This is a genomic window from Actinomadura sp. WAC 06369, assembly GCF_003947565.1.
GTDB classification, from domain to species: Bacteria; Actinomycetota; Actinomycetes; order Streptosporangiales; family Streptosporangiaceae; genus Spirillospora; species Spirillospora rifamycini.
In genome coordinates, this window is the sequence record NZ_QHJN01000048.1 from 19676 (window position 1) to 42508 (window position 22833).

A 22833-nucleotide genomic window follows, 5' to 3' on the forward strand; every position below is an offset into this window, starting at 1 on the left:
GACCCAGTAGCAGGCGTGATCGGTCTGCTTCCCAAGCTGACAGCGCGGTATGGGGCCTTCTGATCGGACGGCAACCGTAGTTGGCTCGAGAACCAGGTTGGCCCGTGGGCATATAGTCAGTAGCCCGTCCGTTGGGCTATGGGGCAGGAAGCCGGTTCGATGCCGGCCGAGGCTGTCTCGCTCGGATCTCTGGCCTTGATCTCACTTGCAGTCCTCGGCAACTGGCTCATGGACAGGATCAAGAGCAGGCAGGGTGAAGAGGGAGGTACCGCGATGGAGGATCGTGCTGAACTTCTCCAGGTGGTCGTGAGCAATCTCGCGGAAAGGTTCCTCCTGCCCGTAGCCGAGTGGACGGGCGCATGATTTTGATGGCAACGATGGCCACCAACCATTATTACAGGCGTACGTCAGGCGCCGTCCGACCTTGGCAGACGTTGCGAATGCAGGGTAATCGCTACCTCTGAAAAGCGGAGGGTCGGGTGCTGGTGCATCTGGCCCTCACACCACGATGGGTGATCGAAAGGCTTATGAGTCCTGCGCTGTCATGCCGGGCGCGTCCCTCCGGTCATGGCGCATCGCTTACATCAACAGGAAGCAACCCCTGTGGTTTCGCACCAGACGACCTTGCCGCCGCTCTGGGGGAAGTAGTAGTTCCAGCGTTCGGCGAGGGTGCTGACCAGGAGGAGGCCTCGGCCGCCCTCCGCGTCTGGTCCTGCTTCCTTGGCGACGGGGGGACGCGGGTCGCCGTCCCACACCTCGATCAGTAGGCGGGTGAGGTCTGTGGCCAACCGCAGGTGGATGGGGGAGACGTCGACGATCGCCATGTAGCCATACACCTCGACGTCGACGCCGGCGGCCTTGTAGGCGTTGGTCGTGAGCTCGCTGACCAAGAGTTGAGCGGTATTCGCGAGGTGGTCGAGTGCCCAACCGGCAAGGAGCATGGCGGTGTCACGCCGGGCGAGCCGCGGGGCGCTCGGCAGGCAGACGAACTCCGTCTCGTCGCGCAGGGGCCAGCGTGATCCGAGGTCGCCGGACATGTTGTTGCCTCCGTCTTGCTCCGGCGGAGCACTGAGTGTGACAGGCTGCTGATCACTATCCGTGTCCGCGTGACTTGAAATTGGTGACCACCAAACCCTTGGGACTGGTCGGAGCCCAGAGCATGGACCCGGCATTGATGAGGCATGTTGGGGGCACCTCTTGGCTTGACCAGGCGATACGGCCTGACGAACCTTTCAATGGATGGTCAGTGAGGGGGTGGCTGATGGCGTTGAAGAGGCGGCGTCTCGCTGAGCGGCGTCGGGCGGTCGGGTACAGCCAGGAGCGGCTTGCTGACCGGCTGGGTGTAGAGCGTTCGACCGTTGGACGATGGGAGCGCGCCGAGACCGATCCGTTGCCGTACATCCGGCCCATGCTCGCTGCCGTGCTTGGTGTCTCTCTGCAGGAGTTGGACGGCCTGCTCGGTGGCGGAGACTCAGACCAGGTGGAGCGCCCGCAGCGTCTGGAACAGGCGTTTGGTGATCCGACCGGAGCTGATCTTGTTGATGTGGCGCACCTGCGAGAACGGATTCAGACGCTCGTTGCCGAATACGATCGGACGCCTTCGGTGCTCCTTCTGACGGCGGCTGGCCAGCGTCATGGCCAGGTCACCTATCTCCGGCGTAACGCTGCGGCGCGGTTGGTGCGGCACGAGTTGGCGGTGGTCGAAGCTGAGTCCGCGACTCTTATGGGGCAACTCGTTTGGGACGTGTCGCAGCGCCGTGACCACGTGACGGCATCGCGCTACTTCGATGACGCGATTGCTGCTGCACGTTACGTCCGGGACGGCTTCGGTGAGGCTCATGCACAGCTCCGCAAGAGTTACATCGCGCTCTACGGGACGCGGACACCGAGTAACGGACTCGCGTTGGCGAAGGCGGCGGCTCGTTCAGCCGCTCCGCATAGCCGGGCGCTGGCGGGGATCGCACTGATGCACGTCGGTGAGGCGCTCGCGATGCTCCAGGACGAACGTGGCTGCGATGAGTCCCTTGCTGTCGCTCGTGAGCACTTCGCCGACGTGGACGACGATGACCCGGCCGCCGAGTACTTCACGCCGGGAGACTTCGCTCGGATGACAGGCTCTTGCCATCTCTTTCTTGGGGGGATGCGCTGCGCGGTCGATGACCTGAGATCCGCTGCCGAGGGAGAGAAGAAGGCGGATGCCATCGTCCTCGGCAACCTCAGCCTTGCCTGCCTGCGCCTGCGTCGGCTGGAAGAGGCCATGGAAGCACTTCACCGCGCTATCGGCGTGGTGGAGGAGACGCGTGGCGGTGGCGGGTTGAATCTCGTGTTCGCCGTCGGTCGGGAACTACGGCCCTGGCGGCGGGAGCCGGTGGTCGAGGAGGCTGCCGATCGGCTGTTCGCCTTGATGTCGGTGGTGTAGAGGCGTACGACTTCGATCATGGGTCTCGATCAAGCCAAGCGGGAAGCTCGCGACTACGTCTGGGATCTCCTGGAACGAGAGGAGGCCGTCCGGCGGCGTGGCGTGCACGGCCACATCCCTGACTTCGTCGGGTCGGAAGCCGCAGCGGATCGGTTGGCCGAGCTGCCTGCATGGGCGGTGGCTGAGGTCCTGAAGTCCAACCCCGATCGAGCGCAGCTACCTGTCCGGACTCGCGCCCTGGAGGGGGTCAGGCTCGTCTACATGGCTGTGCCTCGGCTTGCAGAGGAGTTGCCCTTCTACGAGCTCGACCCCGCTGACTTGGCTGTCTCTGCGTCGAAGGCGGCCACTGGGACCGTCGCCAAAGACATCGCGCCGAGGGTTGGTCTGGAGCAGATGCGGCCGATCGACATGGTGCTGTGTGGGACTGTGGCCGTTGATCGGGAGGGGAGGCGCCTCGGCAAGGGGGCGGGCTACTCCGACATCGAGTTCGCTCTGGCCCAGGAGGCCGGGCTTATCAGCGCCGACACGGTCATCGTCACGACCGTCCATCAGCTTCAGGTTGTGGACGACGTGCTGCCCGAGGACGAACACGACTTCCGCGTGGACTACATCGTCACGCCTGAGGAGACCATCGCCTGTCCCGGAGGCCATCGCCCCGAGAGGCTGATCTGGAAGAGCCTCACATCAGCGAGGATCGCGGCGATTCCAGTGCTTTCTGCTCGTGCTGGAAAATAAGGGCGTGGCATGATGAGTGCACAGAGTGGCAGGCGCTGATAGTCGACGGCTTTCCTCGTTTTTCTGGGCGATGTAGGCCGCTGTGCTGGCGTCTTCGTTGAGGGAAAGACGGGCTGCAAGATAGCTGGTAGAGCGCTACCTATTGTGGATAACTTCCGCTGGCGGGACCACAATGTTCGGCGTGGACCGGGCGCGGTCCGGGTTGGCGAGGCTGGTGGAGGTGCGGTACGTCAGCGAGCGGGGGAACGGGCAGGTCGGAGCCGTTGCAGCGGCGTCCACGGCTTGATGGTGGGAAGCGTCGAGCCAAGGAACTGAGAATTCGTGTCAGTGACGAGAAGTATCAGGAAATTCGCGAAGCGGCCGCCGATGCTGGGATGGCATGCAGTGCTTTCGTGGTCAAGACTGTTCGGACGGCGATTCGGGAGAGACGTCCGCTTGATGGAGCGCTCGTTGCTCTCCACGGGGAGTTGAGGAACGCCAGCCGACAGGTGAACGCGGTCGGTGTCAATCTCAACCAGTTGGCGCGATACGCCAATGCGCGTGGGGACATCCCGAACTCGTTGCCTGTCCGCCGGGGAAACCGGTTTGGCAGTGCTCGCTGCGGACTGCCCCTGCTGACCGGGTGCTGTCGGACGACGAGTGGGCGGAAGCCGCTGAGGAACTGATGCATCAGACCGGGATCGCGCCACGGGATGACCCGGACGCGTGCAGGTGGATCGCCGTCCGGCACGCCGATGACCACGTCCATGTTGTTGCCATGCTCGCCCGTGAAGACGGTCGAAGGCCGGACGTCACGCGGGACTACCTCAAGGTTCGGAAGGCGTGTCGGGTGTTGGAGGAGCGTTGGGGACTCCACCGGACGGCGCCGGCGGATCGGACGGCGGCGCCGAGGCCGACGAGGCCGGAGATTGAGCGCGCACGGCGGGCCGGTGGGAGGGAGCCGACGCGTTGCGCGTTGCGGCGTCGGGTGGCGGCCGTTGCGGCTTCAGCGGGTGGCGAGGAGGCGTTCTTCGCCGGGCTGCGTGAGCGTGGACTTCTGGTGAGGTTGCGCTTCAGCGTCCGGACGCCGGGGAGATCACCGGGTTCGCCGTCGCGGATCCGAGCTACACGAATGCCGCTTCGGCTCCGATCTACTTCTCCGGGGGCAAGCTCGCTGCCGAGCTCACGTTGCCGAAGCTGCGGCATCGGTGGGGCGCCGCGAGCGTGGACGTGCCGTCTGCTCGCAGGGCGGCGCGGATGCGGCGGTCCGGCGTCGGTTTCGACGAACGGAACCAGGCTTACCGGGAGGCCGCCCGAGCGGCGGCAACGGCTGCCCGGCACATGCGCCAGACCAGTGACCCGCGCGTGCGTGCCGACATCGCTGCGGCGGCGTCCGACGTTCTGCACGTGGCGGCGGACATCACGGAGAACCGTGAGCTTGCCGAAATCGCGGACGTCTACGGGCGCGCGGCGCGAGAGCCGTTCGGGCGTCCGACGGTGGCCACCCGGCCCGGCAATGGTCTGAGGGTTGCTGCACGGCTCGTCGCCGCCGTCAACATCGGTACAGGAGATCAGCGCGACCGGCGGCGAGCCTCACGGTGGAGCTGTTGTTCCTGGTCGCCAATCTGCTGGACGTCGTGGACGAGCTTGCTGCTCACCGCGAAGCGCAGGGACGAACGGTCCAGGCCCAGGCGGCGAGAAGGGCGGGCGATCGGCTTCGCGTTGTGGGGCGGGGTGCCTCGGCGGCGCAGGTGCGTCCGACGCCGCCCAACGTCGCCGAGGTGCAGGCTGCCGGACGCCTTGCAGCCGAGTCCTTCCCGGTGCCGCTGGCTGACGGGCTGCGGCATATCGCGGCGAGGCCGTCGCGCCCCATCCCTCAGCAGTCCCAGACTCGCCGTGGTCCCAAGCTGTGACCAGGCGTGGGTAGACGCGCCGCTGTGTGCGGGGTGATGGGGTAAAGATCACTGTGCAGGCACAATGACAGAGCGTAAGTAAGGTCAAAGAGCGTCAAGCAACTGCGACTGGCGCTCCGGAAGAGAGGACGAGCGATGACTGCACCTGACCCTGCCCGAGATGCAGGAAGACGAAGCCGCAAGGAGCGTGCACATGACCCATGACGGCAACCGCCGGGAATCTCTCGTCCCGGACGACGCCGCGACCGAGCAGGCCGCCGACGACCTGTGCGAGGCCGCCAGGACCCTCAACCATGTCACCGCGGAGTCGGCGGGGCTGGCCGGGCCGGCGACCGTCTACGGGGTGATGGGGGCCATCGCCACTGTCGCCTCCAAATTCGACCAGACCCTTCAGCAGCTCGACCGGTTCCTCTCGTGCGAACATCGAGAGCACCGGCTCGCTCACGATCACGGCGCCTTGGGGGAGGTGATGGACGCCTACGGTCGTGCGACTCTTCACGCCCGTCATCTGACCTCGGGGCTCAGTGAAGCAGCCCGGTAAGCCCAGGAAGCGATCAACTACATGCACGGGATCACGCCGTCGGAGGACGCTGGGCCGCCCGTATCGCGTGAGGTGGCGCCGGAGCCGGGCGCCGCACCGGGGGTGACGCGTCGGTGTCGGGGCGCGCGTCTGAAGCGGTTCCACGGGCGCGGGAAGGGGGTCTGAGCGCATGGAACTGATGAGCCGCGAGGAGCTCCTTGCCCTGCGACCACGACGAACGTCGAGACGGCGGCACGGGCGCTGGGGCTGGGACGTACGCGCGCCTACGAGCTGGCGCGGCTGGGGGAGTTCCCCTGCAAGGTGATCCGCATCGGGGTCAGTTACCGCGTGGTGACGGCTGATCTGCGGCGCCTGCTCGGTATCGAGCTGGGCTGACTACCCGTCCGATGATCGAAGGTCCGGTTCCCGTGCGGAGCCGGACCTTCGGCGTGGAGGGCGTGTGCTCCCTGGCGGTGTCGATCTTTGCCGGGAGGGGGGGCGGCTGTGATCACGGAGGGTTGGAAATGAACCAGGATGCCGCTCTGGTGTGCTCGATCCCAGTGACAAAAGGGTGACAAATGATCTGGGTAGCGTTGATCGCCAGCCCGTAGAGGGCCTCTGACCTGGGGGAACGTGGAGCGGGCGACGGGAATCGAACCCGCGTAGCCAGTTTGGAAGACTGGGGCTCTACCATTGAGCTACGCCCGCGGGGCGCCGGGAGGGCCTGGGCGGTCCTTGTGCGCCATCCGTAGCGTACAGGGTTTCGGGTGCGGTCGTGGTCGCCGGGCGGCGGGCGGGGGCGATCGGCACTAGACTTCGGGCTGCACCCGCGCTCGTGCGTCGGGGTGCGGGCTGTAGCGCAGCTTGGTAGCGCACTGGCTTTGGGTGCCAGGGGTCGTGGGTTCGAATCCCGCCAGCCCGACCATCGGTAGGTTCGTGACCTCGTGGGCATATCCCCCGGACGTACGTCCGGAGGGGGAGACATGAGGGCGGTTCAGTATCGCGAGGTGGGCGGTGCGCCCGAGGTCGTGGGCGTGGCGGATCCGGAGCCGGGGCCCGGGCAGGTGCTGCTGAAGGTGTCGGCGGCCGGGGTGTGCCACTCGGATCTCGAGGTGATGAGCTGGACGGCCGAGCAGTTGACGTTCCCGTTGCCGTTGACGCTCGGGCACGAGGGGGCCGGGACGGTCGAGGCGGTCGGCGACGGGGTGCGCGGGGTCACGATCGGGGAGTCGGTCGCGGTGTACGGCCCGTGGGGGTGCGGGGTGTGCGTGATGTGCGCGCGGGGCAAGGAGAACCTCTGCGTGCGTGCGGACGAGCTGGGGATCCTGCCGCCGGGGCTGGGGGAGCCCGGGGCGATCGCCGAGTACCTCGTGGTCGATGACGTGCGGCATCTCGTGTCGTTGGGCGATCTGGACCCGGTGACGAACGTGCCGCTGACGGACGCGGGGCTGACGCCGTACCACGCGATCAAGGGGGCGCTGCCGAGGCTGGTGCCGGGCAGTGCGGCGGTCGTGATCGGGACGGGCGGGCTCGGGCATGTGGCGATCCAGCTGCTGCGGGCGCTGACGCCCGCGACGGTGATCGCGCTGGACGTGTCGGAGGAGAAGCTGGAGCTGGCGCGGACGGTCGGGGCGCACGAGACGGTGCTGTCGGACGAGCGCGCGGCGGAGCGGGTCCGCGGGATGACGGGCGGGGCGCAGGCGGTGTTCGACTTCGTGGGGGCGCCGCCGACGGTGGCGACCGCCACGTCGGTGGCGGCCGCCGAGGCCGATGTCGTGATCGTGGGGATCGGCGGGGGCGTCGCGCAGGTGGGGTTCGGGGCGATCGCCTTCGACGCCTCGGTGCGGGCCCCCTACTGGGGGTCGCGGAGCGAGCTGATCGAGGTCCTGGAGCTGGCCAGGGCCGGGGTCGTCGACGTCCATGTGGAGACGTACTCGCTGGACGAGGCGCCGAAGGCGTACGAGCGGCTGCGCGCCGGGAAGGTGAACGGGCGGGCCGTCATCCTGCCGAACGGCTGAGCAGGGCGCGGGCGTCGGCGGTCGCGAGCTCCATCGCGTGGGGCAGGCGGTCGGCGTCGCGGCCGCCCGCGTGCGCGACGGGGCCCTTGCCGCCGGCGCCGCCGCCGACCTCGCGCGCCGCGCGGGCGAGGACGTCGCGGGCGGGCGTGCCGAGGCCGGGGCCGAGCGCCGCGACCATCGTCGCCTTGCCCTTCCGGCGGGTGCCGAGGACGACCGCGTCGGCGTGCGGGAGGAGTCTCGTGGCGACGGCGCGGAGGTCCTCGACGTCGACGATCCGGGTGATGAGGCGGCCGCCCGGGTGGTGCTCGGGGGACGCCGCGAGCGCGGTGACGAGGTCGTCGAGCCGCCGGCGCTGGAGGGCCTTGAGTTCGCGCTGCGCTTCGAGGAGGACCTCGATGCGCCGGGCGAGCCGGTCGGGGGGCGCGTCGAGGAGGTCCGCGAGCTCGGTCAGGACGTGCTGCTCGTGGTCGTAGTGCCGGAGCGCGTCGGCGCCGGTGAGCGCCTCGATGCGGCGGAGCCCGGTGCCGATCGAGGATTCGCCGACGATGCGGACGGGCCCGGCCTGCGCGCCGTGGGCGACGTGGGTGCCGCCGCAGAGCTCCCGGGACGCGTCGCCGATGTCCACGATGCGGACGGTGTCGTCGTACTTCTCGCCGAACAGGGCGGTCGCGCCGGCCGCTTCGGCCTCGGTGCGGGACGCCTCCCAGACGCGCACCTGCGGGTCGTCGAGGAGGTAGTCGTTGACGAGGGTCTGGACGGGCGTGACGTCGACGGGGGAGAAGTGCGCGAAGTCGAACCGCAGCCTGCCGGGTTCGACGCGCGAGCCGCGCTGGGCCGCGTGGTCGCCGAGGACGCGGCGCAGCATCGCGTGCAGGACGTGCGTCGCGCTGTGCGAGCGGGCCGCGGCGGTGCGGCGGTCGGCGTCGACGACCGCGTGGCCCGGGGTGTCCGGGCGCAGCTCGCCGTCCACGACGCGGACGGTGTGGACGTGCAGGCCGAGCTCGGGGCGGGTGTCCAGCACGCGGAGGGTGCCGGCGGGGGTGCGGATCTCGCCGGTGTCGCCGACCTGGCCGCCGCTTTCGGCGTAGAACGGGCTGCGGTCGAGGACCACTTCGAGTTCGTCGCCCGCGGACGCGCCGGTGCGGTCGACGAGGGACAGGACGCGCGTCTCCGCCTCGGTGGCGTCGTGGCCGACGAACTCGGTGCGGCCGTGCTCGGTGAGGACGCGGCGGTAGAGGTCGCGGCGCGCGACCGCGGTGTCCTTGGTGTCCCGGCCGGCGTCGCGGGCGCGGCGGCGGCGCTCCTCGACGAGTTCGCCGAACCTGTCCTCGTCGACGGTGAGGCCCGCGGAGCGCGCCGCGTCGAGGGTGAGGTCGATGGGGAAGCCGTAGGAGTCCTGCAGCTTGAACGCGGTCTCGCCGGAGAGCGTGCCGGACGAGCGGGAGATCGCGGTGTCGAGGAAGCGGGTGCCCTGCCGGAGCGTCTGCTCGAAGCCCTCCTCCTCGGACGCCACGACGTGCCGGATCAGCTCCGCGTGCGACGCGAGTTCCGGCCACGTCCCGCCGAGGTTGTCGACGACGCTCGCGGTGAGGGGCGGCAGCGCGTCGTCGATGCCGAGGCGGCGGGCGTGCAGGATCGCGCGGCGCATCAGCCGGCGCAGGACGTGCCCGCGCCCGTCGGGGGACGGCAGGACGCCGTCGGCGATGAGGAACGCGATGGAGCGGGCGTGCTCGGCGACGATGCGGAAGGACACGGGTTCGTCGGCGTAGTCGCGGTCCGCGCGTTCCCGGACGAGGCGGAGGGTGGGGCCGACGAGGTCGGTCTCGCACACGCCGTCCGCGCCTTGCAGGATCGCGGCGAGGCGGTCGAGGCCGAGCCCGGTGTCGATGTTCTTCGCGGGCAGTTCGCCGAGGATCGGGTAGCCCTCCTTGGCGGGTCCTTCGCCGCGGAGGTTATGCATGAAGACGAGGTTCCACAGCTCCTGGTAGCGCTCCCCGTCCACGGCGGGTCCGCCCTCGCGGCCGTAGCGGGGGCCGCGGTCGTAGTGCAGTTCCGAGGACGGGCCGCAGGGGCCGGGAATGCCCATCGACCAGTAGTTGTCCTTCATTCCGAGCCGCTGGATGCGGTCGGACGGGACGCCGATGCGGCGCCACAGCCGGACGGATTCGTCGTCGTCCAGATAGACCGTGACCCAGAGCCGGTCGGGGTCGAGACCGAAGTGCCCGGTGAGCAGCTCCCACGACCAGGAGATCGCCTCCTGCTTGAAGTAGTCGCCGAAGGAGAAATTGCCGAGCATCTCGAAGAACGTGGTGTGCCGCGCGGTGCGGCCGACGTTCTCGATGTCGGAGGTGCGGACGCATTTCTGCACGGTCATCGCCCGGGGGTGGCCGGGCGTCGACTCGCCGAGGAAGTACGGCTTGAACTGGTTCATCCCCGCGTTCGCCAGCAGCAGCGTCGGATCGGACGGGACGAGCGGGCTGGACGGGACGGCGCGGTGGTCGCGCTCGCGGAAGAAGTCGAGAAAGGTCGTGCGGATGTCAGAAGAGCGCATGGAACGGCCTCACGAGGTCGATGGGACAACGGCGCACACCGCCGAGCCGGGCCGGGCACGACTGCTCGTTCCCCAGCTCGGCGCGGCTAGCTCGCCGCCCCACCTCGTGAAAGGCCATCGGACTTCCTGACTCGCGGACGTTCTTCGCACCGTAGCGCACGGAAAGCGCGATCGGCACGTTCTTTTAACGTCTACGGTGGCGGGCGTGTACGACTATGTGGGTCCGGCCGAGTTGTTCGACAGGGCCGTTCCGGGCAGGGTCGGCGAACCGGTCGGATCGCCGGCGGACGTCGAGGGGCTGGACGACGAGCCCCGCACCTACGTCGTCGATCTGGACGGCGTCCTGCGGATCGCGCCCCGGCGCAGCGAGCACGTGTCGTGCGCGGGCGGGCGTCCGGTCCTGGCGGCGGGCGAGATCGCGTTCGGGGACGGCCGGGTGGCGGAGGTGACGAACCAGTCGACGGGCTACTGCCCGGGGCCGGAGTCGTGGCCGGCGGTCGCGGGCGCCCTCGACCGCGCGGGGATCGGCCGTCCGGACGGCTTCACGCACGTGTTCGTCTTCCGCCGCTGCCCGTCCTGCGCGGAGCTCAACGTGGTGAAGGACGGGCATTTCGTGTGCGTCTTCTGCGACGCCGACCTCCCGGCGCGCTGACCCGTCCGGCTACCCGGGGCCGTCCGCGAGGACGCGGGGGAGCGCGTCGAGGCCGGTGATGCGGACGACGCCCGCGTGGTCGGGCGCGGGGCCGTCCGAGCGGTCGAGCCAGATGCCGGTCAGCCCGGCGGCCGCGGCGCCCCGCGCGTCGGTGGCCAGGCGGTCGCCGACGTAGGCGACGGCGCCGGGCGCCAGCCCGAGCCCGGCGCAGGCGGTGTGGAAGATCTCCGCGGCGGGCTTGGCGCAGCCGGCCTCGCTGGACGCGGTGAGGTGCGGCAGCAGCTCCGCGAGCCCGGTCCGCGCGAGCTTCGCGCGCTGCTGCCGGACGTCCCCGTTCGTGATCACGCCGAGCGGCAGGCCGCGCGCCGCGAGCGCCGCCAGGGCGCCGGGGGCGTCCGGGTACGCCCGCCACGCGGCCTCGTAGCGGACGGTGTAGGCGGCGAACCACGCGTCGGCCCGCGCGTCGTCCCAGGTGCCGAGGCCCAGCTCGTCCGCCAGCGCGGTGATGCGGGCGCGGCGCTGCCCGGTGAAGTCGAGCTCGCCCGCGAGGTACCGCTCCACCGCCGCCTCGCCGAGCTCGTTCCAGCGGGGGACGAGCCACGCGGCGTCGACGTCGGGGAACGCCCCGGCGATCGCCGCCGCGGCGGAGCCGTCGTGGTCGACGAGCGTCCCGTCGAGGTCGAACAGCACCGCTTCGATGTCGCGCACGGTACGCACCCTAGACGGCCCGCCCCGAAAACCCGGGTGAATCGGCCCAAAGGCTCTGGGACCATCCGGAGCGTGGATTTCGCCGGGGATTTCGAGACGCACGTGACCGTTCACGGGGATGCCCGCGCCGTCGCGGACTGGGCGGCGGCGCGCGGCGTGAAGTTCGCCCACATCGTGCTGGAGCGCGGCCGGGTCGCGTCGCAGCCGATGCTGACGCTGACCTGTTCGGGGACCCTGGACGACGCGCGGGCCCAGGCGGCGCGCACCGCGCTCGACCTGCGGGCGGACGGCTTCGCGGCGGCCCGCGTGAAGATCGAGGCGGCGCCGTGGAACGCGGGCGTCCCCGCCGCCGACGACGAGGCCCTCGACCCCGCGCGCTACTTCGAGCACCACGTGAAGCTCCTCCTCGCCCCGGACGCCGGCGCCGCGCCGGGGCTCGCGGAGGTCGTCGGCCCGCACGCGGCGCACGTGTCGCGCAACGCCCGCCGCGTCCGGACGGACGGACGCGCGGAGCGGTTCGTCACCCAGCGCTGCCGGCGGGTCGGGGCGCGCACGGCGGGCGCCCGCCTGGACGCCCTGACCGGCGCGCTGCGGGCCCGCGGGTTCGAGATCGTCGAGGTGGAGCGCGAGTTCGTCGTGTTCGACGGCGACGAGTCCCTGGACGACGGCTGGATCGAGGAGCGGCGGTGAGCGGCTACCGCGCGGCGCCGTCGTACGACGAGCCGGTGTTCGGCACCCCGCAGGAGCGGGCCGACTGGCGCGCCGCGCGGTGGGAGGCGCTGGGGCACGTCCTGTCGGCGGTCTCGGAGTCGCCGTGGGCGGACGACCTGGTGCTGCGGGGCAGCGTGCTGCTGCGGGCCTGGTACGGGGACGCCGCGCGCGACCCCGGGGACGTCGACTTCGTGGTGCTCCCGTCCGACCTGCACGCGCGCGACTGGTGGTCCCGGGGCGTTCTGGACGGGGTCGAGCGGCTGGTGACGTACCGGACGGGTTACGAGGAGATCGAGGTGGACGGCACCGCCGCGGAGCGGTCGGAGCTCTGGCCGTACTCGGACTCGCCGGGCGTGCGGCTGTCGATGCGGTGGCGGTCGGACGCGGGGCCGCGCGGGAGGATCCAGGCCGACTTCTCGTTCGGCGAGCCGCTGCCGGCGGAGCCGGACCTCGTGCTGGTGCCGGTGCCGGGCGGGGTGGACGGGCCGCACGAGGTGCCGCTGCGCTGCGCGGCGCCCGGGCTGTCGCTGGCCTGGAAGGTGCGCTGGCTGCTCGCCGACTCCGTGCCCCAGCCCAAGGACCTGTACGACGCGTGGCTGCTCGCGGGCGACGCCCGCCTCGACACCGGCCTCGTCGACGGGCTGGAGCATTTCGACCCGGAGCAAATCAAACTCCTCCGGATCGACGCGAGGCGGTTCGCGGACGCGTGCCCGCAGGCCGACGGGCCGCCCGAGCGGTACGTCCGGGAGCTGGCGGAACGGCTCGCGTGACCGTCCGTCCGCGCCCGTCACCCGGCGCCCGTCACCCGGCGCCCGTCACCCGGCGCCCGTGAGCGGGGGAGCGGGCGCCGGGCGACCGGACGCCGGGAAGGGACGGGCCCCCGACCGGCGTCCGGGGTGGGTCGGGGGCCCGCGTGGCTCGGCCGGCGGGGGCCGGGAGGTCCCCCGCGCCTCGATCAGCCGAGACCGTTCCTCATGGCGGTGATCAGCTCACCTCCCGTGGTGTCGCCGCTCAGCTCCCAGAAGAAGGCCCCGCCGAGGCCCTCGTCCGAGGCCCAGCGCATCTTGCCGTCGATGGTGGAGGGCGTGTCGTAGCTCCACCACTGGCTGCCGCACTTGGCGTACGCGGTCCCGGCGACGGTGCCGGTCGCGGGGCAGCGGCTCTTGAGGACCTTGTAGTCCTCGATGCCCGCCTCGTAGGTGCCGGGCGCGGCGCCGGTGGCGGTGCCGCCCGGCTCGGACTGCGTGACGCCGGTCCAGCCGCGCCCGTAGAAGCCGATGCCGAGCAGCAGCTTGTCCGCGGGGACGCCCATCGCGGTGAGCTTCGCCATGGTGTCGGCGGAGTTGAAGCCCTGCTGCGGGATGCCGGGGTAGGACGTCAGCGGGGAGTGCGGCGCCGTCGGGCCCTGCGCGGCCCACGCCCCGAAGAAGTCGTAGGTCATCGGCAGGTACCAGTCGACGTACTGGGCGGCGCCCGCGTAGTCGGCCTTCTCCAGCTTGCCGCCGTCGCTGGCGTCGGCGGTGATCGCGGCCGTGACCAGGTTGCCGTCGCCGAACCGCCCGCGCAGGGCGCGCATGAGGTTCTCGAACGCCTCGGGCCCGCTGGTGTCGCAGGTGAGGCCGCAGGCGTTCGGGTACTCCCAGTCGATGTCGATGCCGTCGAAGACGTCCGCCCAGCGCGGGTCCTCGACCAGGTTGTAGCAGGACTCGGCGAACGCCTGCGGGTTCTGCGCGGCCTGGCCGAAGCCGCCCGACCAGGTCCAGCCGCCGAAGGACCAGATGACCTTGATGTGCGGGTACATCTTCTTCAGCTTGCGGAGCTGGTTGAAGCTGCCCTTGAGCTCCTGGTCCCAGGTGTCGGCGACGCCGTCCACGCTCTGGTCGGCGGTGTACGCCTTCTCGTAGTCGGCGAACGAGTCGCCGATCGTGCAGCGGCCGTTCTGGACGTTGCCGAACGCGTAGTTGATGTGGGTGAGCTTCTCGGCCGAGCCGCTCGTGTGGATGTTCTTGACGTGGTAGTTGCGCTGGTAGATGCCCCACTGCGCGAAGTAGCCGATGACCTTGTCGCCGCCGGGTCCGGGCTGGCCGCCGCCCGCGTCGGTGGTGACGGACACGGCGTTGGACGCGGCGGACACGTTCCCGGCGGCGTCGCGGGCCTTGACGGTGAACGTGTAGGCGGTCTCGGCGGTGAGGCCGGTGACGGTGGCCTCGGTGCCGGTCACCGTCTGGACCTTGGCGGAGCCGCTGTAGACGTCGTAGCCGGTGACGCCGACGTCGTCGGTGGAGGCGGTCCAGGCCAGCGCGACGGTGGTGGCGGTCTTGCCGGTGGAGCGCAGGCCGCTCGGGGCGGTCGGCGCCGCGGTGTCGCCGCCGGGCCCGCCGGAGCCGTCGCAGGCGGCGCCGTTGACGGTGCAGCCGGTGAACCAGCCGGGTCCGGTGCCGCTGAACCCGAAGGAGACGCCGGCGCCCGCCGCGACGGTGCCGTTCCAGCCCGCGTTGGTGAAGGTGTACCGGTTTCCGGAGACGGTCTTCGTCGCGTTCCAGGTGGCGCCGACGGACGTCCCGGACGGCAGGTCGCCCGTGAGCGTCCAGCCGTCGATCGCGGCGTCCGTCCCGTTGGTGATCGTGCAGCGGCCCTCGAAGCCGGTGCCCCAGTCGGAGGTCTTGGTGCAGGTGGCGGTGACGGTTCCGGCCGACGCCGCCGGGAGCGCCGTGAGGAGTCCGCCGGCCGCCGCGAGGACGGCCGCGCCCGCGAGCGCGATGGCCCGCCGTACGCCCGGTCTTGACATGATTCTCCGTTCGTTCGGCCCCCGAGCAAACAGGAATCCCCGCTCAACTCTTAGGAAACTTTCCTAAGAATTGTGGCGATGGTAACCGGGCGGATCCGGCCGTTCAAGGGCCGGATCGGGGGCCGCGCGGCCCCGCGCGGGCGGTGCGGGCGCTGGTCCGGGCGTCGGCCTGCACACGTACGTACCGGGCGCGCGGCGGAAAAAACTCAGGCCCCGCCGAACCAGCCGGGCACGTCCAGCCGCCACGGGTCGGCGGGCGTGAGGGCGCGGAGGTCGTCCTCCAGGGCGCGGACGCGCTCCGGGCCGAGCCGCCGCGCCCAGTCGGCGCGGACGCGCTCGAACGCCTCCTCGGAGCGCCGCAGGGCGTCGGCGGCCCGCGGCGTGAGCCGGACGGTCTTGCGGCGCGCGTCGCCGGGGTCGGGCACCCGCTCGACGTAGCCGATGCGCTCCAGCGACTCGATCATCTTGCCCGCGGCCTGCTTGGACACGCCGAGCCGGCGGCCCAGCTCGGCGGCCGAGGAGCCGCCGCGCATGATCGCCTGGAAGACGAACCCGTGCGTCGGGCGCAGGTCCGGGTGGCCGTGGGCGGCCAGGTCGGCGTGGACCTCGTCGATGGACGCGCGGAACGCCAGGAACATCCGCAGCGGCAGCTCGAAGCCGGGGGACTCGCTTGACATGAAAGACAACCTCGTTGACTATATAGACAACCTCATTGCCTAACTTAGGGGATGCCCCCATGACTCTCGTCCGCGATGCCGAAGCCCGCCGCACCGAGACCCCGAACGGGACGATGACCACGTTCGCCACCCCCACCCAGGGCGGCACCGCCGGGCTCGCCGTCTGGCGCGTCGACGTCCTCCCCGGGAAGACCGGCCCCCGGCACGCCTTCGACACCGAGCAGATCTGGACGTTCCTGGACGGCGCGGCCACCGTCGACGTCGGCGGCCGCACGGAGCGCGTCGGCCCCGGCGACACGCTCGTCCTGCCCGCCGACGTCGCCCGGCAGATGACCGCCGGCGCGGAGACCGGCTTCACCGCCGTCGTCGCCGCGCCCGCCGGCTGCCTCGTCTACGACCCGGACGCGCTCGTGGACGACACCAAGTGCGACATCGCGCCGCAGGGGGACGAGCGCCTCGTCCCGCCCTGGGCGCGGTGACGGCCGTCCGGCCCGTCCGGACCCGGGGCTAACCGGCGTTCAGGTAGGCCAGGACGGCCAGGACGCGCCGGTTGTCGTCCTCCGACGGGGGCAGCCCGAGCTTGCCGAAGATGCTGTTCGTGTGCTTGCTGACCGCCTTCTCGGTGACGAACATCCGCGCGGCGATCGCCGCGTTCGTCCGTCCCTCGGCCATCAGCCCGAGCACCTCGCGCTCGCGGGGGGTCAGCGCCTGCAGCGGCTCCTCGCGGGCGTGCCGGGTGAGCAGCTGGGCGACGACGTCCGGGTCGAGGGCGGTGCCGCCGTCGGCGACCCGGCGCACCGCCTCGACGAACTGCTTCACGTCCGACACCCGGTCCTTGAGCAGGTAGCCGATGCCGCCGCCGCGGTCGGACAGCAGCTCCCGCGCGTACAGCTGCTCGACGTGCTGCGACAGCACCAGCACCGGCAGGCCGGGGATCTTCCGCCGCGCGTCCAGCGCCGCCTTCAGCCCCTCGTCGGTGAACGTCGGCGGCAGCCGGACGTCCACCACCGCGACGTCCGGCCGGTGCGTCGTCAGCGCCCGCAGCAGCGACGGGCCGTTGTCGACCGCCTCGACCACCTCGAAGCCGAACGCCTCGAGGATCCTGATCAGGCCGTCCCGGAGGAGGGCGAGGTCCTCGGCGATGACAACGCGCACGGCAGCTCCATGGTCACGACGGTCGGGCCTCCGGTCGGGCTCGTCACCGCCATGGTCCCATCGAACGCGGCCAGCCGGCGCTCGATCCCGCGCAGCCCGCTGCCGCCCGCCGGGTCCGCCCCGCCCGTCCCGTCGTCCCCGACGATCACGAGCAGGCGGGCGCCGTCGTGCTCCACCTGCACCCAGGCGCGCCGCGCGGCCGAGTGCTTCACCACGTTGGCGAGGGTCTCGGCGACCGCGAAGTAGGCCGCCGACTCCACCGGGGCGTCGGCGCGGCCGGGCAGCCCGATCCGCACGTCCACCGGCAGCGGCAGGGTCAGCGCCAGCGCCGCCACCGCGCCCTCCAGCCCCCGCTCGGCCAGCACCGGCGGATGGATGCCCCGGACCAGGTCGCGCAGCTCCGTCAGCGCGGTGCCGCCCGCCTCCCGCGCCTCGGCGAGCAGCTTCGCGGCCGTCTCCGGGTCGTGCTTCAGCATCTCCTCCGCCAGCCCGATGTTCATGCTCAGCGCGACCAGCCGCGCCTGCGCGCCGTCGTGCAGGTCGCGCTCGATCCGGCGCAGCTCGGCGGCCGACGCGTCCACCGTCTCCGACCGCGTCTCGGTGAGCCGCTCCACCCGCGCGGCCAGCGCGCCCCGCGTCGGCGCGAGCAGCGACCGGCAGAACAGCGCGTGCCCCTTGAGGAAGGCCGTCCCCGCCGGGACCGACACCGCGACGAGCGCCGCGCCGAGCACGATCGTCCCGGCGAAGCCGAGCGCGCCCCAGTCGTCCAGCATCCAGAACGGGCCCCAGCCGTAGTCGATCACCTGCGCCAGCCACGGCGCGACGAGCACGCCCTCCAGCCCGTACACGGTCAGCCCGCCGCCGAGGACCCCGAGGACGAGCCCGAGCGGGGCGTTCAGCAGCGCCCACAGCAGGTCGCGCCACGTCGCCGGGTCGCCGAGCAGCCACCCCAGCCGCCGCCACGGACCGAGCCGGCCGGACGGCCGGGGCCGGTGGGGCGCCGGGATCCGCACCCCCGACCAGTCCGCCGCCCACAGCCGCTGCTGGTTCGTCACGCCGCGCAGCGCGAGCACCGCGACCGGCGTCAGGAAGACGCCCGCGCCGAGCGGGATGAGCAGGATCGACAGCACCGTCAGGATGAACAGCGGGAGCCCGACCGCGCACGCCACCACGACCTGGACCAGCCCGCGCACGAAGTTGAGGAAGGCGCGCTCGGCGAAACCTCTCCGGCGATCGGCGGGCCGCTCGTGCTCGTTCAACGTTCCTCCAGGCGTCCGAGGGTGCTCTGCGCCCATTTTCGGACCCCGCGCCGCGGACGGCAGTGGGCTCAGGCCCCCGATCCGCGCGGGGCGGGGTGGAGTTATGCCTACCCTCTCCCGGCCGATCCCCGTCCGGACGCCCGACGGGCCCGGCGTCCTTGTGCGGCGCGACTCCGACCGAGCGCGGCGGCCGGCGGCGCGGCGCCCGTCCGGGGGAGGCCGTACGGTGGGCGGGCGGCGCACCGGGAGCCGGGCACGCCGGGGTGACAAGACAAGCGGCCCGGTTCCCTGGACAATGCACTGCGACACCCAGGGGAGAAAGCGAATCGAAGTTGTGACAGCGACCACTGGCCAGACGGCCACCGAGCAGACCGTGACCGAGCAGTCCGCGGGTGCGGACGGCCCGCCGCCGATCACCCGGCGGATCGCCGACGAGATCGGCGTCCGCGAAGGACAGGTGCGGGTCGCGGTGGACCTGCTCGACGGCGGGGCGACCGTCCCGTTCATCGCCCGCTACCGCAAGGAGGCGACCGGCGCGCTCGACGACGCGCAGCTGCGGGCCCTGGAGGAGCGCCTGCGCTACCTCCGCGAGCTGGACGAACGGCGCGGCGCGATCCTGGAGTCGATCGAGTCGCAGGGCAAGCTGACCGGCGAGCTGCGCGCCCGCATCATGGCGGCCGAGTCGAAGGCGCGGCTGGAGGACATCTACCTCCCGTACAAGCCGAAGCGGCGCACCAAGGCGCAGATCGCCCGCGAGGCGGGCCTCGAACCGCTCGCCGACCTGCTGCTGGACGACCCGGACCGCGACCCGCGGGACGAGGCCGGGGCCTACGTCGACGCGGAGAAGGGCGTCGCCGACGCGGCCGCGGCGCTGGAGGGCGCCCGCGCGATCCTCGTCGAGCGCTTCGCCGAGGACGCCGACCTCATCGGCGAGCTGCGCGAGCGCATGTGGAAGCGGGGCCGGATGACCTCCCGCGTCCGGGAGGGCAAGGAGGAGGCCGGGGCCAAGTTCTCCGACTACTTCGAGTTCGCGGAGCCGCTGGAGAAGCTGCCGTCGCACCGCGTCCTCGCTCTGTTCCGCGGCGAGAAGGAGGAGGTCCTCGACCTCGACCTCGAACCGGAGGAGGAGCCGCAGGAACCGGGCGTCCGGACGTCCTACGAGGCGGAGATCGCGCGCCGGTTCGGCATCGTCGACCGGGGCCGCCCCGCCGACGGGTGGCTCGCCGACACCGTCCGCTGGGCGTGGCGCACCCGCATCCTGGTGCACCTCGGCATCGACCTGCGCACCCGGCTGCGGCAGGAGGCCGAGGACGAGGCCGTCCGGGTGTTCGCCGCGAACCTGCGCGACCTGCTGCTCGCCGCGCCCGCCGGGTCCCGCGCGACGATGGGCCTCGACCCGGGCCTGCGCACCGGCGTGAAGGTCGCCGTCGTGGACGCCACCGGGAAGGTCACCGCGACCGACACGATCTACCCGCACGAGCCGCGCCGCAAGTGGGACGAGTCGATCGAGACGCTCGCCAAGCTGGCCCGCGAGCACGACGTCGACCTGGTGTCGATCGGCAACGGGACGGCGTCCCGCGAGACCGACAAGCTCGCCGCCGACCTGATCGCCCGGCACCCCGACCTCAAGCTCACCAAGATCATGGTGTCCGAGGCGGGCGCGTCGGTGTACTCGGCGTCGGAGTACGCGGGCCGCGAGCTGCCCGGGATGGACGTGTCGCTGCGCGGCGCCGTCTCGATCGCCCGGCGGCTGCAGGACCCGCTCGCCGAGCTCGTCAAGATCGACCCGAAGTCGATCGGCGTCGGCCAGTACCAGCACGACGTGTCCGAGGTGAAGCTGTCGCGCTCCCTCGACGCCGTCGTCGAGGACTGCGTGAACGCCGTCGGCGTCGACGTCAACACCGCGTCCGCGCCGCTGCTGACCCGGGTGTCCGGCATCGGCGAGGGCCTCGCGGAGAACATCGTCGCGCACCGCGACGCCAACGGCCCGTTCCGCGGCCGCGACGGGCTCAAGGGCGTGCCGCGGCTCGGCCCGAAGGCGTTCGAGCAGTGCGCGGGCTTCCTGCGCATCCGCGGCGGCGACGACCCGCTCGACGCGTCGTCGGTCCACCCCGAGTCGTACCCGGTGGTGCACCGCATCCTCGGCGCGGCGGGCGGCGACATCAACGGGCTCATCGGCAACACGGCCGTGCTGCGCGGCCTGCGCCCGGACGAGTTCGTCGACGAGACGTTCGGCCTGCCGACCGTCACCGACATCATCGCCGAGCTGGAGAAGCCGGGCCGCGACCCGCGCCCCGCGTTCAAGACGGCCGCGTTCAAGGAGGGCGTCGACAAGCTCTCCGACCTCGAGCCGGGCATGATCCTCGAGGGCGTCGTGACGAACGTCGCGGCGTTCGGCGCGTTCGTGGACGTCGGCGTGCACCAGGACGGGCTCGTCCACATCTCCGCGATGTCCGACAAGTTCGTGTCCGACCCGCGCGACGTCGCCAAGCCCGGCGACATCGTCCGGGTCAAGGTGCTGGACGTCGACCTGCAGCGCAAGCGGATCTCGCTGACGCTGCGGCTGGACGACGAGCCGGGCCGCGAGCAGGGCGGCCGGCGCGGCGACTCCCGCGACCGGCGGCAGGGCCGCGGCGGACCCGGCGGCGGCCAGGGCGGTCAGGGCGGTCAGGGCGGCGGCCAGAACGGCGGCGGACGCGGCCAGAACGCGCGCGGCGGCCGCGGCGGCCAGGGCGGCGGCGGGCGCGGCGGCCAGGGCGGACGCGGCCAGGGCGGCGGCCGCGGGGGCCAGGGCGGCTCCTCCGGCGGCGGCGCGATGGCCGACGCGCTGCGCCGCGCGGGCCTCGACAAGGGCCTTCCCGGCGACGGCCGCAAGGGCGGCAAGCGCCGCTAGGACGCCTTCGCGGAGCCGCAGCCGACGCACGGCGGGCCGCCGTCCCCTCGCACACCGGGCGGGACGGCGGCCCGTTCCGTCACCCGGCCCCGAACAGGGCGTGCCGGCGGCGGGTCAGCGGCGGCGGTTCCGGTCGCCGTTCTGCCCGCGGTGCCCTTCCTCGGGCGCCTCGGGCGGGCGCGGCGGCGGCACGTCCGCGCTCCAGCGGCCGGACGGCCCCCGCCCGAGCGGGTCCTGCGCGAACGGGCCGGGCCGCGGCGGCTCCCGCAGCCACGGCGGCTCGCCGCCGCGCTCCTCGCCGTACCCCTCGCCGTACTCCTCGAAGGCGGGCGCGCCCAGCACGGGCTCGGCGGCACCGGGACCGGGACCGCCGAAGCCGCGCCCCGCGAAGCCCCGGTCGCCGAGCGCCGGACCGCCCGCGGACGTCGCGCCGAACGGGTCGCGCGCGGCCGCCTCGCGCTCGCGGGCCGCCTCCCGCGCCGCGTCCGCGACCGGCCGGTGCCGGGGGAACTGCAGGACGGCGACGGCGGCGAGGGCGAGCGCCGCGATCCGCATCGCCGACCGGTCCGCTTCGTCCGGCCACGGCTGCCCGTACACGAACGTGCCCATGATGAGCAGGTACGACTTCGCGCACACGGTCATGACGGTCGACACGATCGCCACCCGGCAGCGCTGGAACGCCGCGACCATGATCCCGAACCCGATCGCCGCGGCCAGCACCGTCAGGTACGGCCACGGCGTGGCGAGGATCCCGAGGTCGGCGCGGTGCGCGTGGTCGCTCCACCCCTTGATCGCGATCTCCGCGGTGCCGACGGGGAGGCCGGACGCGACGCCGTAGGCGATCCCGGTGACCGGCCGCGCGTGCCGTCCGTCCGGCCGGTGGTCGCCGACGACGAGGATCAGCAGCGGCACCAGGACCGACGGCGCGAGCACCAGGCCGAGCTTCCAGGCCGGTGCGTCCGCCGAGCTGATCGGATCGTCGCCGACCACGGACGCCGCCAGCAGCAGGATCGCCGCGCCGGTCAGCACGAGGCTCAGCCACTCGCGCGCGGTGAGCCGCTCGCCGAAGAACGCCAGCGCGATGACCAGCAGCGGGACGATGCCCGACATGAAGATCGGCACCGCCGTCGGCAGGGACAGCTTGCTGAGGGCCACGATCTGCAGGCTCAGCCCGCCGAGGACGAGGCCCAGGCCGATCAGGAACACCCAGTTGCCCAGGATCGTCCAGATCATGTGCAGGATGCGGTTGCCCCGGAGGACCGCCATCCGGTCCGCCGCCAGCTTGAAGACGGCGAACCCGAGGTAGTAGAGGGCGGTGGCGCTGAAGGCCGCGATTATCCCGTTCATCCCGGATGAGTATGAAGGTTCCGGGTGCCGGATGTCACTGCCTGTGTGGCCGTGTTAACACGGAATCGACATTCCGCCCGTCCCGACGTGCACGTATGCTCACCGTGCCCCGCGTGTCACCGCCGCGCCCCGTCCCCGACGGCCGCTGTTCGGCACGCGTCCGCGCGCGCGACACCGCGGCACGGCACCCTCCCGGGAGGCCGGCCCCGGCACCGGAGACGGGCGCGTCCCCGGGTTTCTCCGCCGTTGTGGACCTCCGATGTCCGCAGACGACGCCCGTACCCCATAGACTTGCGCGCGAAGGCGCGGAGCCGTATTCGGCGTGCCCGCGCCGCCCTGAGACACTGCCGGGCTGAGGAATGACGCGCAGCCGGACCGGTCGGCCGGGATCGACCCGGCCGGGATCCACCGGGTCCGTGCGCGGGATGGCCGAGGGCTCGCAGGCAAGAAGGACAGAGACGCGTCGAACGCCGCGGCCGAGACAGCGCCCGATCAAGGAGACCAACCC

General features: G+C 72.0%; 20 protein-coding genes, 2 tRNA genes and 1 pseudogene. 14 read left to right on the forward strand and 9 right to left on the reverse strand.

Features of this window, described 5'->3' with window-relative positions; all coding sequences use genetic code 11:
* Window positions 1–138: 138 nt before the first annotated feature.
* Entirely contained in the window at window positions 139–363 is a 225-nt protein-coding gene (locus tag DMH08_RS15435; RefSeq protein WP_125614996.1) for a hypothetical protein, read from the forward strand.
* A gap of 221 nt (window positions 364–584) precedes the next feature.
* Here DMH08_RS15435 and DMH08_RS15440 read toward each other — a convergent pair whose 3' ends face one another.
* Window positions 585–1037 (reverse strand): ATP-binding protein, encoded by a 453-nt coding sequence (locus tag DMH08_RS15440; RefSeq protein WP_158642315.1) that lies wholly within the window; start codon window positions 1035–1037, stop codon window positions 585–587.
* A gap of 224 nt (window positions 1038–1261) precedes the next feature.
* Between DMH08_RS15440 and DMH08_RS15445 the strand changes: the two genes are divergently transcribed.
* From DMH08_RS15445 to DMH08_RS15465, 6 genes and pseudogenes are all read left to right on the forward strand, one after another.
* The gene (locus DMH08_RS15445) at window positions 1262–2419 is read left to right on the forward strand and encodes a helix-turn-helix transcriptional regulator (protein ID WP_125615002.1); all 1158 of its coding nucleotides are present in this window, start codon (window positions 1262–1264) and stop codon (window positions 2417–2419) included.
* An 18-nt stretch (window positions 2420–2437) separates the two neighbouring features.
* Window positions 2438–3154: a 5-formyltetrahydrofolate cyclo-ligase gene (locus DMH08_RS15450; protein ID WP_125615005.1), complete on the forward strand. Its 717-nt coding sequence runs from the start codon at window positions 2438–2440 to the stop codon at window positions 3152–3154.
* A gap of 263 nt (window positions 3155–3417) precedes the next feature.
* A pseudogene (locus tag DMH08_RS42800) lies at window positions 3418–3696 on the forward strand (plasmid mobilization protein); the annotation flags it as partial.
* On the forward strand, window positions 3681–4658 hold the full coding sequence (locus DMH08_RS42805) for a relaxase/mobilization nuclease domain-containing protein (protein ID WP_442778641.1): 978 nt from the start codon (window positions 3681–3683) through the stop codon (window positions 4656–4658). The pseudogene DMH08_RS42800 and the gene DMH08_RS42805, both read left to right, overlap by 16 nt.
* 73 nt (window positions 4659–4731) lie before the next feature.
* Window positions 4732–5046 carry a hypothetical protein gene (locus DMH08_RS15460; RefSeq protein WP_125615011.1) on the forward strand — a complete coding sequence of 105 codons (315 nt, stop codon included), beginning with the start codon at window positions 4732–4734 and terminating at the stop codon, window positions 5044–5046.
* 160 nt (window positions 5047–5206) lie between these two features.
* Window positions 5207–5587 carry a hypothetical protein gene (locus DMH08_RS15465; RefSeq protein ID WP_125615014.1) on the forward strand — a complete coding sequence of 127 codons (381 nt, stop codon included), beginning with the start codon at window positions 5207–5209 and terminating at the stop codon, window positions 5585–5587.
* A gap of 613 nt (window positions 5588–6200) precedes the next feature.
* Here DMH08_RS15465 and DMH08_RS15475 read toward each other — a convergent pair.
* Window positions 6201–6274, reverse strand: a tRNA-Gly gene (locus DMH08_RS15475).
* A gap of 140 nt (window positions 6275–6414) precedes the next feature.
* Between DMH08_RS15475 and DMH08_RS15480 the strand changes: the two genes are divergently transcribed.
* A tRNA-Pro gene (locus tag DMH08_RS15480) sits at window positions 6415–6491 on the forward strand.
* Window positions 6492–6549: 58 nt separating this feature from the next.
* Entirely contained in the window at window positions 6550–7584 is a 1035-nt protein-coding gene (locus tag DMH08_RS15485) for an NAD(P)-dependent alcohol dehydrogenase (protein ID WP_026404328.1), read from the forward strand.
* On the opposite strand, the gene alaS is transcribed toward DMH08_RS15485, so the two are convergent.
* On the reverse strand, window positions 7565–10135 hold the full coding sequence (gene alaS / locus DMH08_RS15490) for an alanine--tRNA ligase (RefSeq protein WP_125615017.1): 2571 nt from the start codon (window positions 10133–10135) through the stop codon (window positions 7565–7567). The genes DMH08_RS15485 and alaS overlap by 20 nt on opposite strands.
* A gap of 205 nt (window positions 10136–10340) precedes the next feature.
* Between alaS and DMH08_RS15495 the strand changes: the two genes are divergently transcribed.
* Window positions 10341–10787 (forward strand): hypothetical protein, encoded by a 447-nt coding sequence (locus DMH08_RS15495; RefSeq protein ID WP_233617611.1) that lies wholly within the window; start codon window positions 10341–10343, stop codon window positions 10785–10787.
* Window positions 10788–10796: 9 nt separating this feature from the next.
* Here the strand turns inward: DMH08_RS15495 and DMH08_RS15500 are convergent, their stop codons facing one another.
* Window positions 10797–11495, reverse strand: a complete 699-nt coding sequence (locus DMH08_RS15500) for an HAD family hydrolase (RefSeq protein ID WP_199747806.1) — start codon at window positions 11493–11495, stop codon at window positions 10797–10799.
* Window positions 11496–11567: 72 nt separating this feature from the next.
* Between DMH08_RS15500 and DMH08_RS15505 the strand changes: the two genes are divergently transcribed.
* Together DMH08_RS15505 and DMH08_RS15510 are read left to right on the forward strand one after the other, a co-directional pair.
* Complete coding sequence (locus tag DMH08_RS15505) at window positions 11568–12185, forward strand: hypothetical protein (RefSeq protein ID WP_125615023.1); 618 nt, start codon at window positions 11568–11570, stop codon at window positions 12183–12185.
* On the forward strand, window positions 12182–12976 hold the full coding sequence (locus tag DMH08_RS15510) for a nucleotidyl transferase AbiEii/AbiGii toxin family protein (RefSeq protein WP_158642317.1): 795 nt from the start codon (window positions 12182–12184) through the stop codon (window positions 12974–12976). Before DMH08_RS15505 ends, DMH08_RS15510 begins: the two co-directional genes overlap by 4 nt.
* Before the next feature lie 185 nt (window positions 12977–13161).
* Here DMH08_RS15510 and DMH08_RS41610 read toward each other — a convergent pair whose 3' ends face one another.
* Together DMH08_RS41610 and DMH08_RS15520 are read right to left on the reverse strand one after the other, a co-directional pair.
* A complete protein-coding gene (locus DMH08_RS41610) occupies window positions 13162–14994 on the reverse strand; it encodes a glycoside hydrolase family 18 chitinase (protein WP_051301178.1) in 1833 nt (610 codons plus the stop codon).
* Window positions 14995–15200: 206 nt separating this feature from the next.
* Window positions 15201–15671 carry a MarR family winged helix-turn-helix transcriptional regulator gene (locus DMH08_RS15520; RefSeq protein ID WP_026404334.1) on the reverse strand — a complete coding sequence of 157 codons (471 nt, stop codon included), beginning with the start codon at window positions 15669–15671 and terminating at the stop codon, window positions 15201–15203.
* A 59-nt stretch (window positions 15672–15730) separates the two neighbouring features.
* Here DMH08_RS15520 and DMH08_RS15525 point away from each other — a divergent pair, with 59 nt between their 5' ends.
* A complete protein-coding gene (locus DMH08_RS15525) occupies window positions 15731–16150 on the forward strand; it encodes a cupin domain-containing protein (protein WP_125615031.1) in 420 nt (139 codons plus the stop codon).
* 28 nt (window positions 16151–16178) lie between these two features.
* On the opposite strand, the gene DMH08_RS15530 is transcribed toward DMH08_RS15525, so the two are convergent.
* Window positions 16179–16826 (reverse strand): LuxR C-terminal-related transcriptional regulator, encoded by a 648-nt coding sequence (locus DMH08_RS15530; protein WP_026404336.1) that lies wholly within the window; start codon window positions 16824–16826, stop codon window positions 16179–16181.
* Complete coding sequence (locus DMH08_RS15535; protein WP_233617612.1) at window positions 16778–18085, reverse strand: sensor histidine kinase; 1308 nt, start codon at window positions 18083–18085, stop codon at window positions 16778–16780. Before DMH08_RS15535 ends, DMH08_RS15530 begins: the two co-directional genes overlap by 49 nt.
* Window positions 18086–18458: 373 nt before the next feature.
* Between DMH08_RS15535 and DMH08_RS15540 the strand changes: the two genes are divergently transcribed.
* Complete coding sequence (locus tag DMH08_RS15540) at window positions 18459–20978, forward strand: Tex family protein (RefSeq protein WP_233617614.1); 2520 nt, start codon at window positions 18459–18461, stop codon at window positions 20976–20978.
* A gap of 114 nt (window positions 20979–21092) precedes the next feature.
* Here the strand turns inward: DMH08_RS15540 and DMH08_RS15545 are convergent, their stop codons facing one another.
* Entirely contained in the window at window positions 21093–22325 is a 1233-nt protein-coding gene (locus DMH08_RS15545; protein WP_199747807.1) for a hypothetical protein, read from the reverse strand.
* Window positions 22326–22833: the final 508 nt, after the last annotated feature.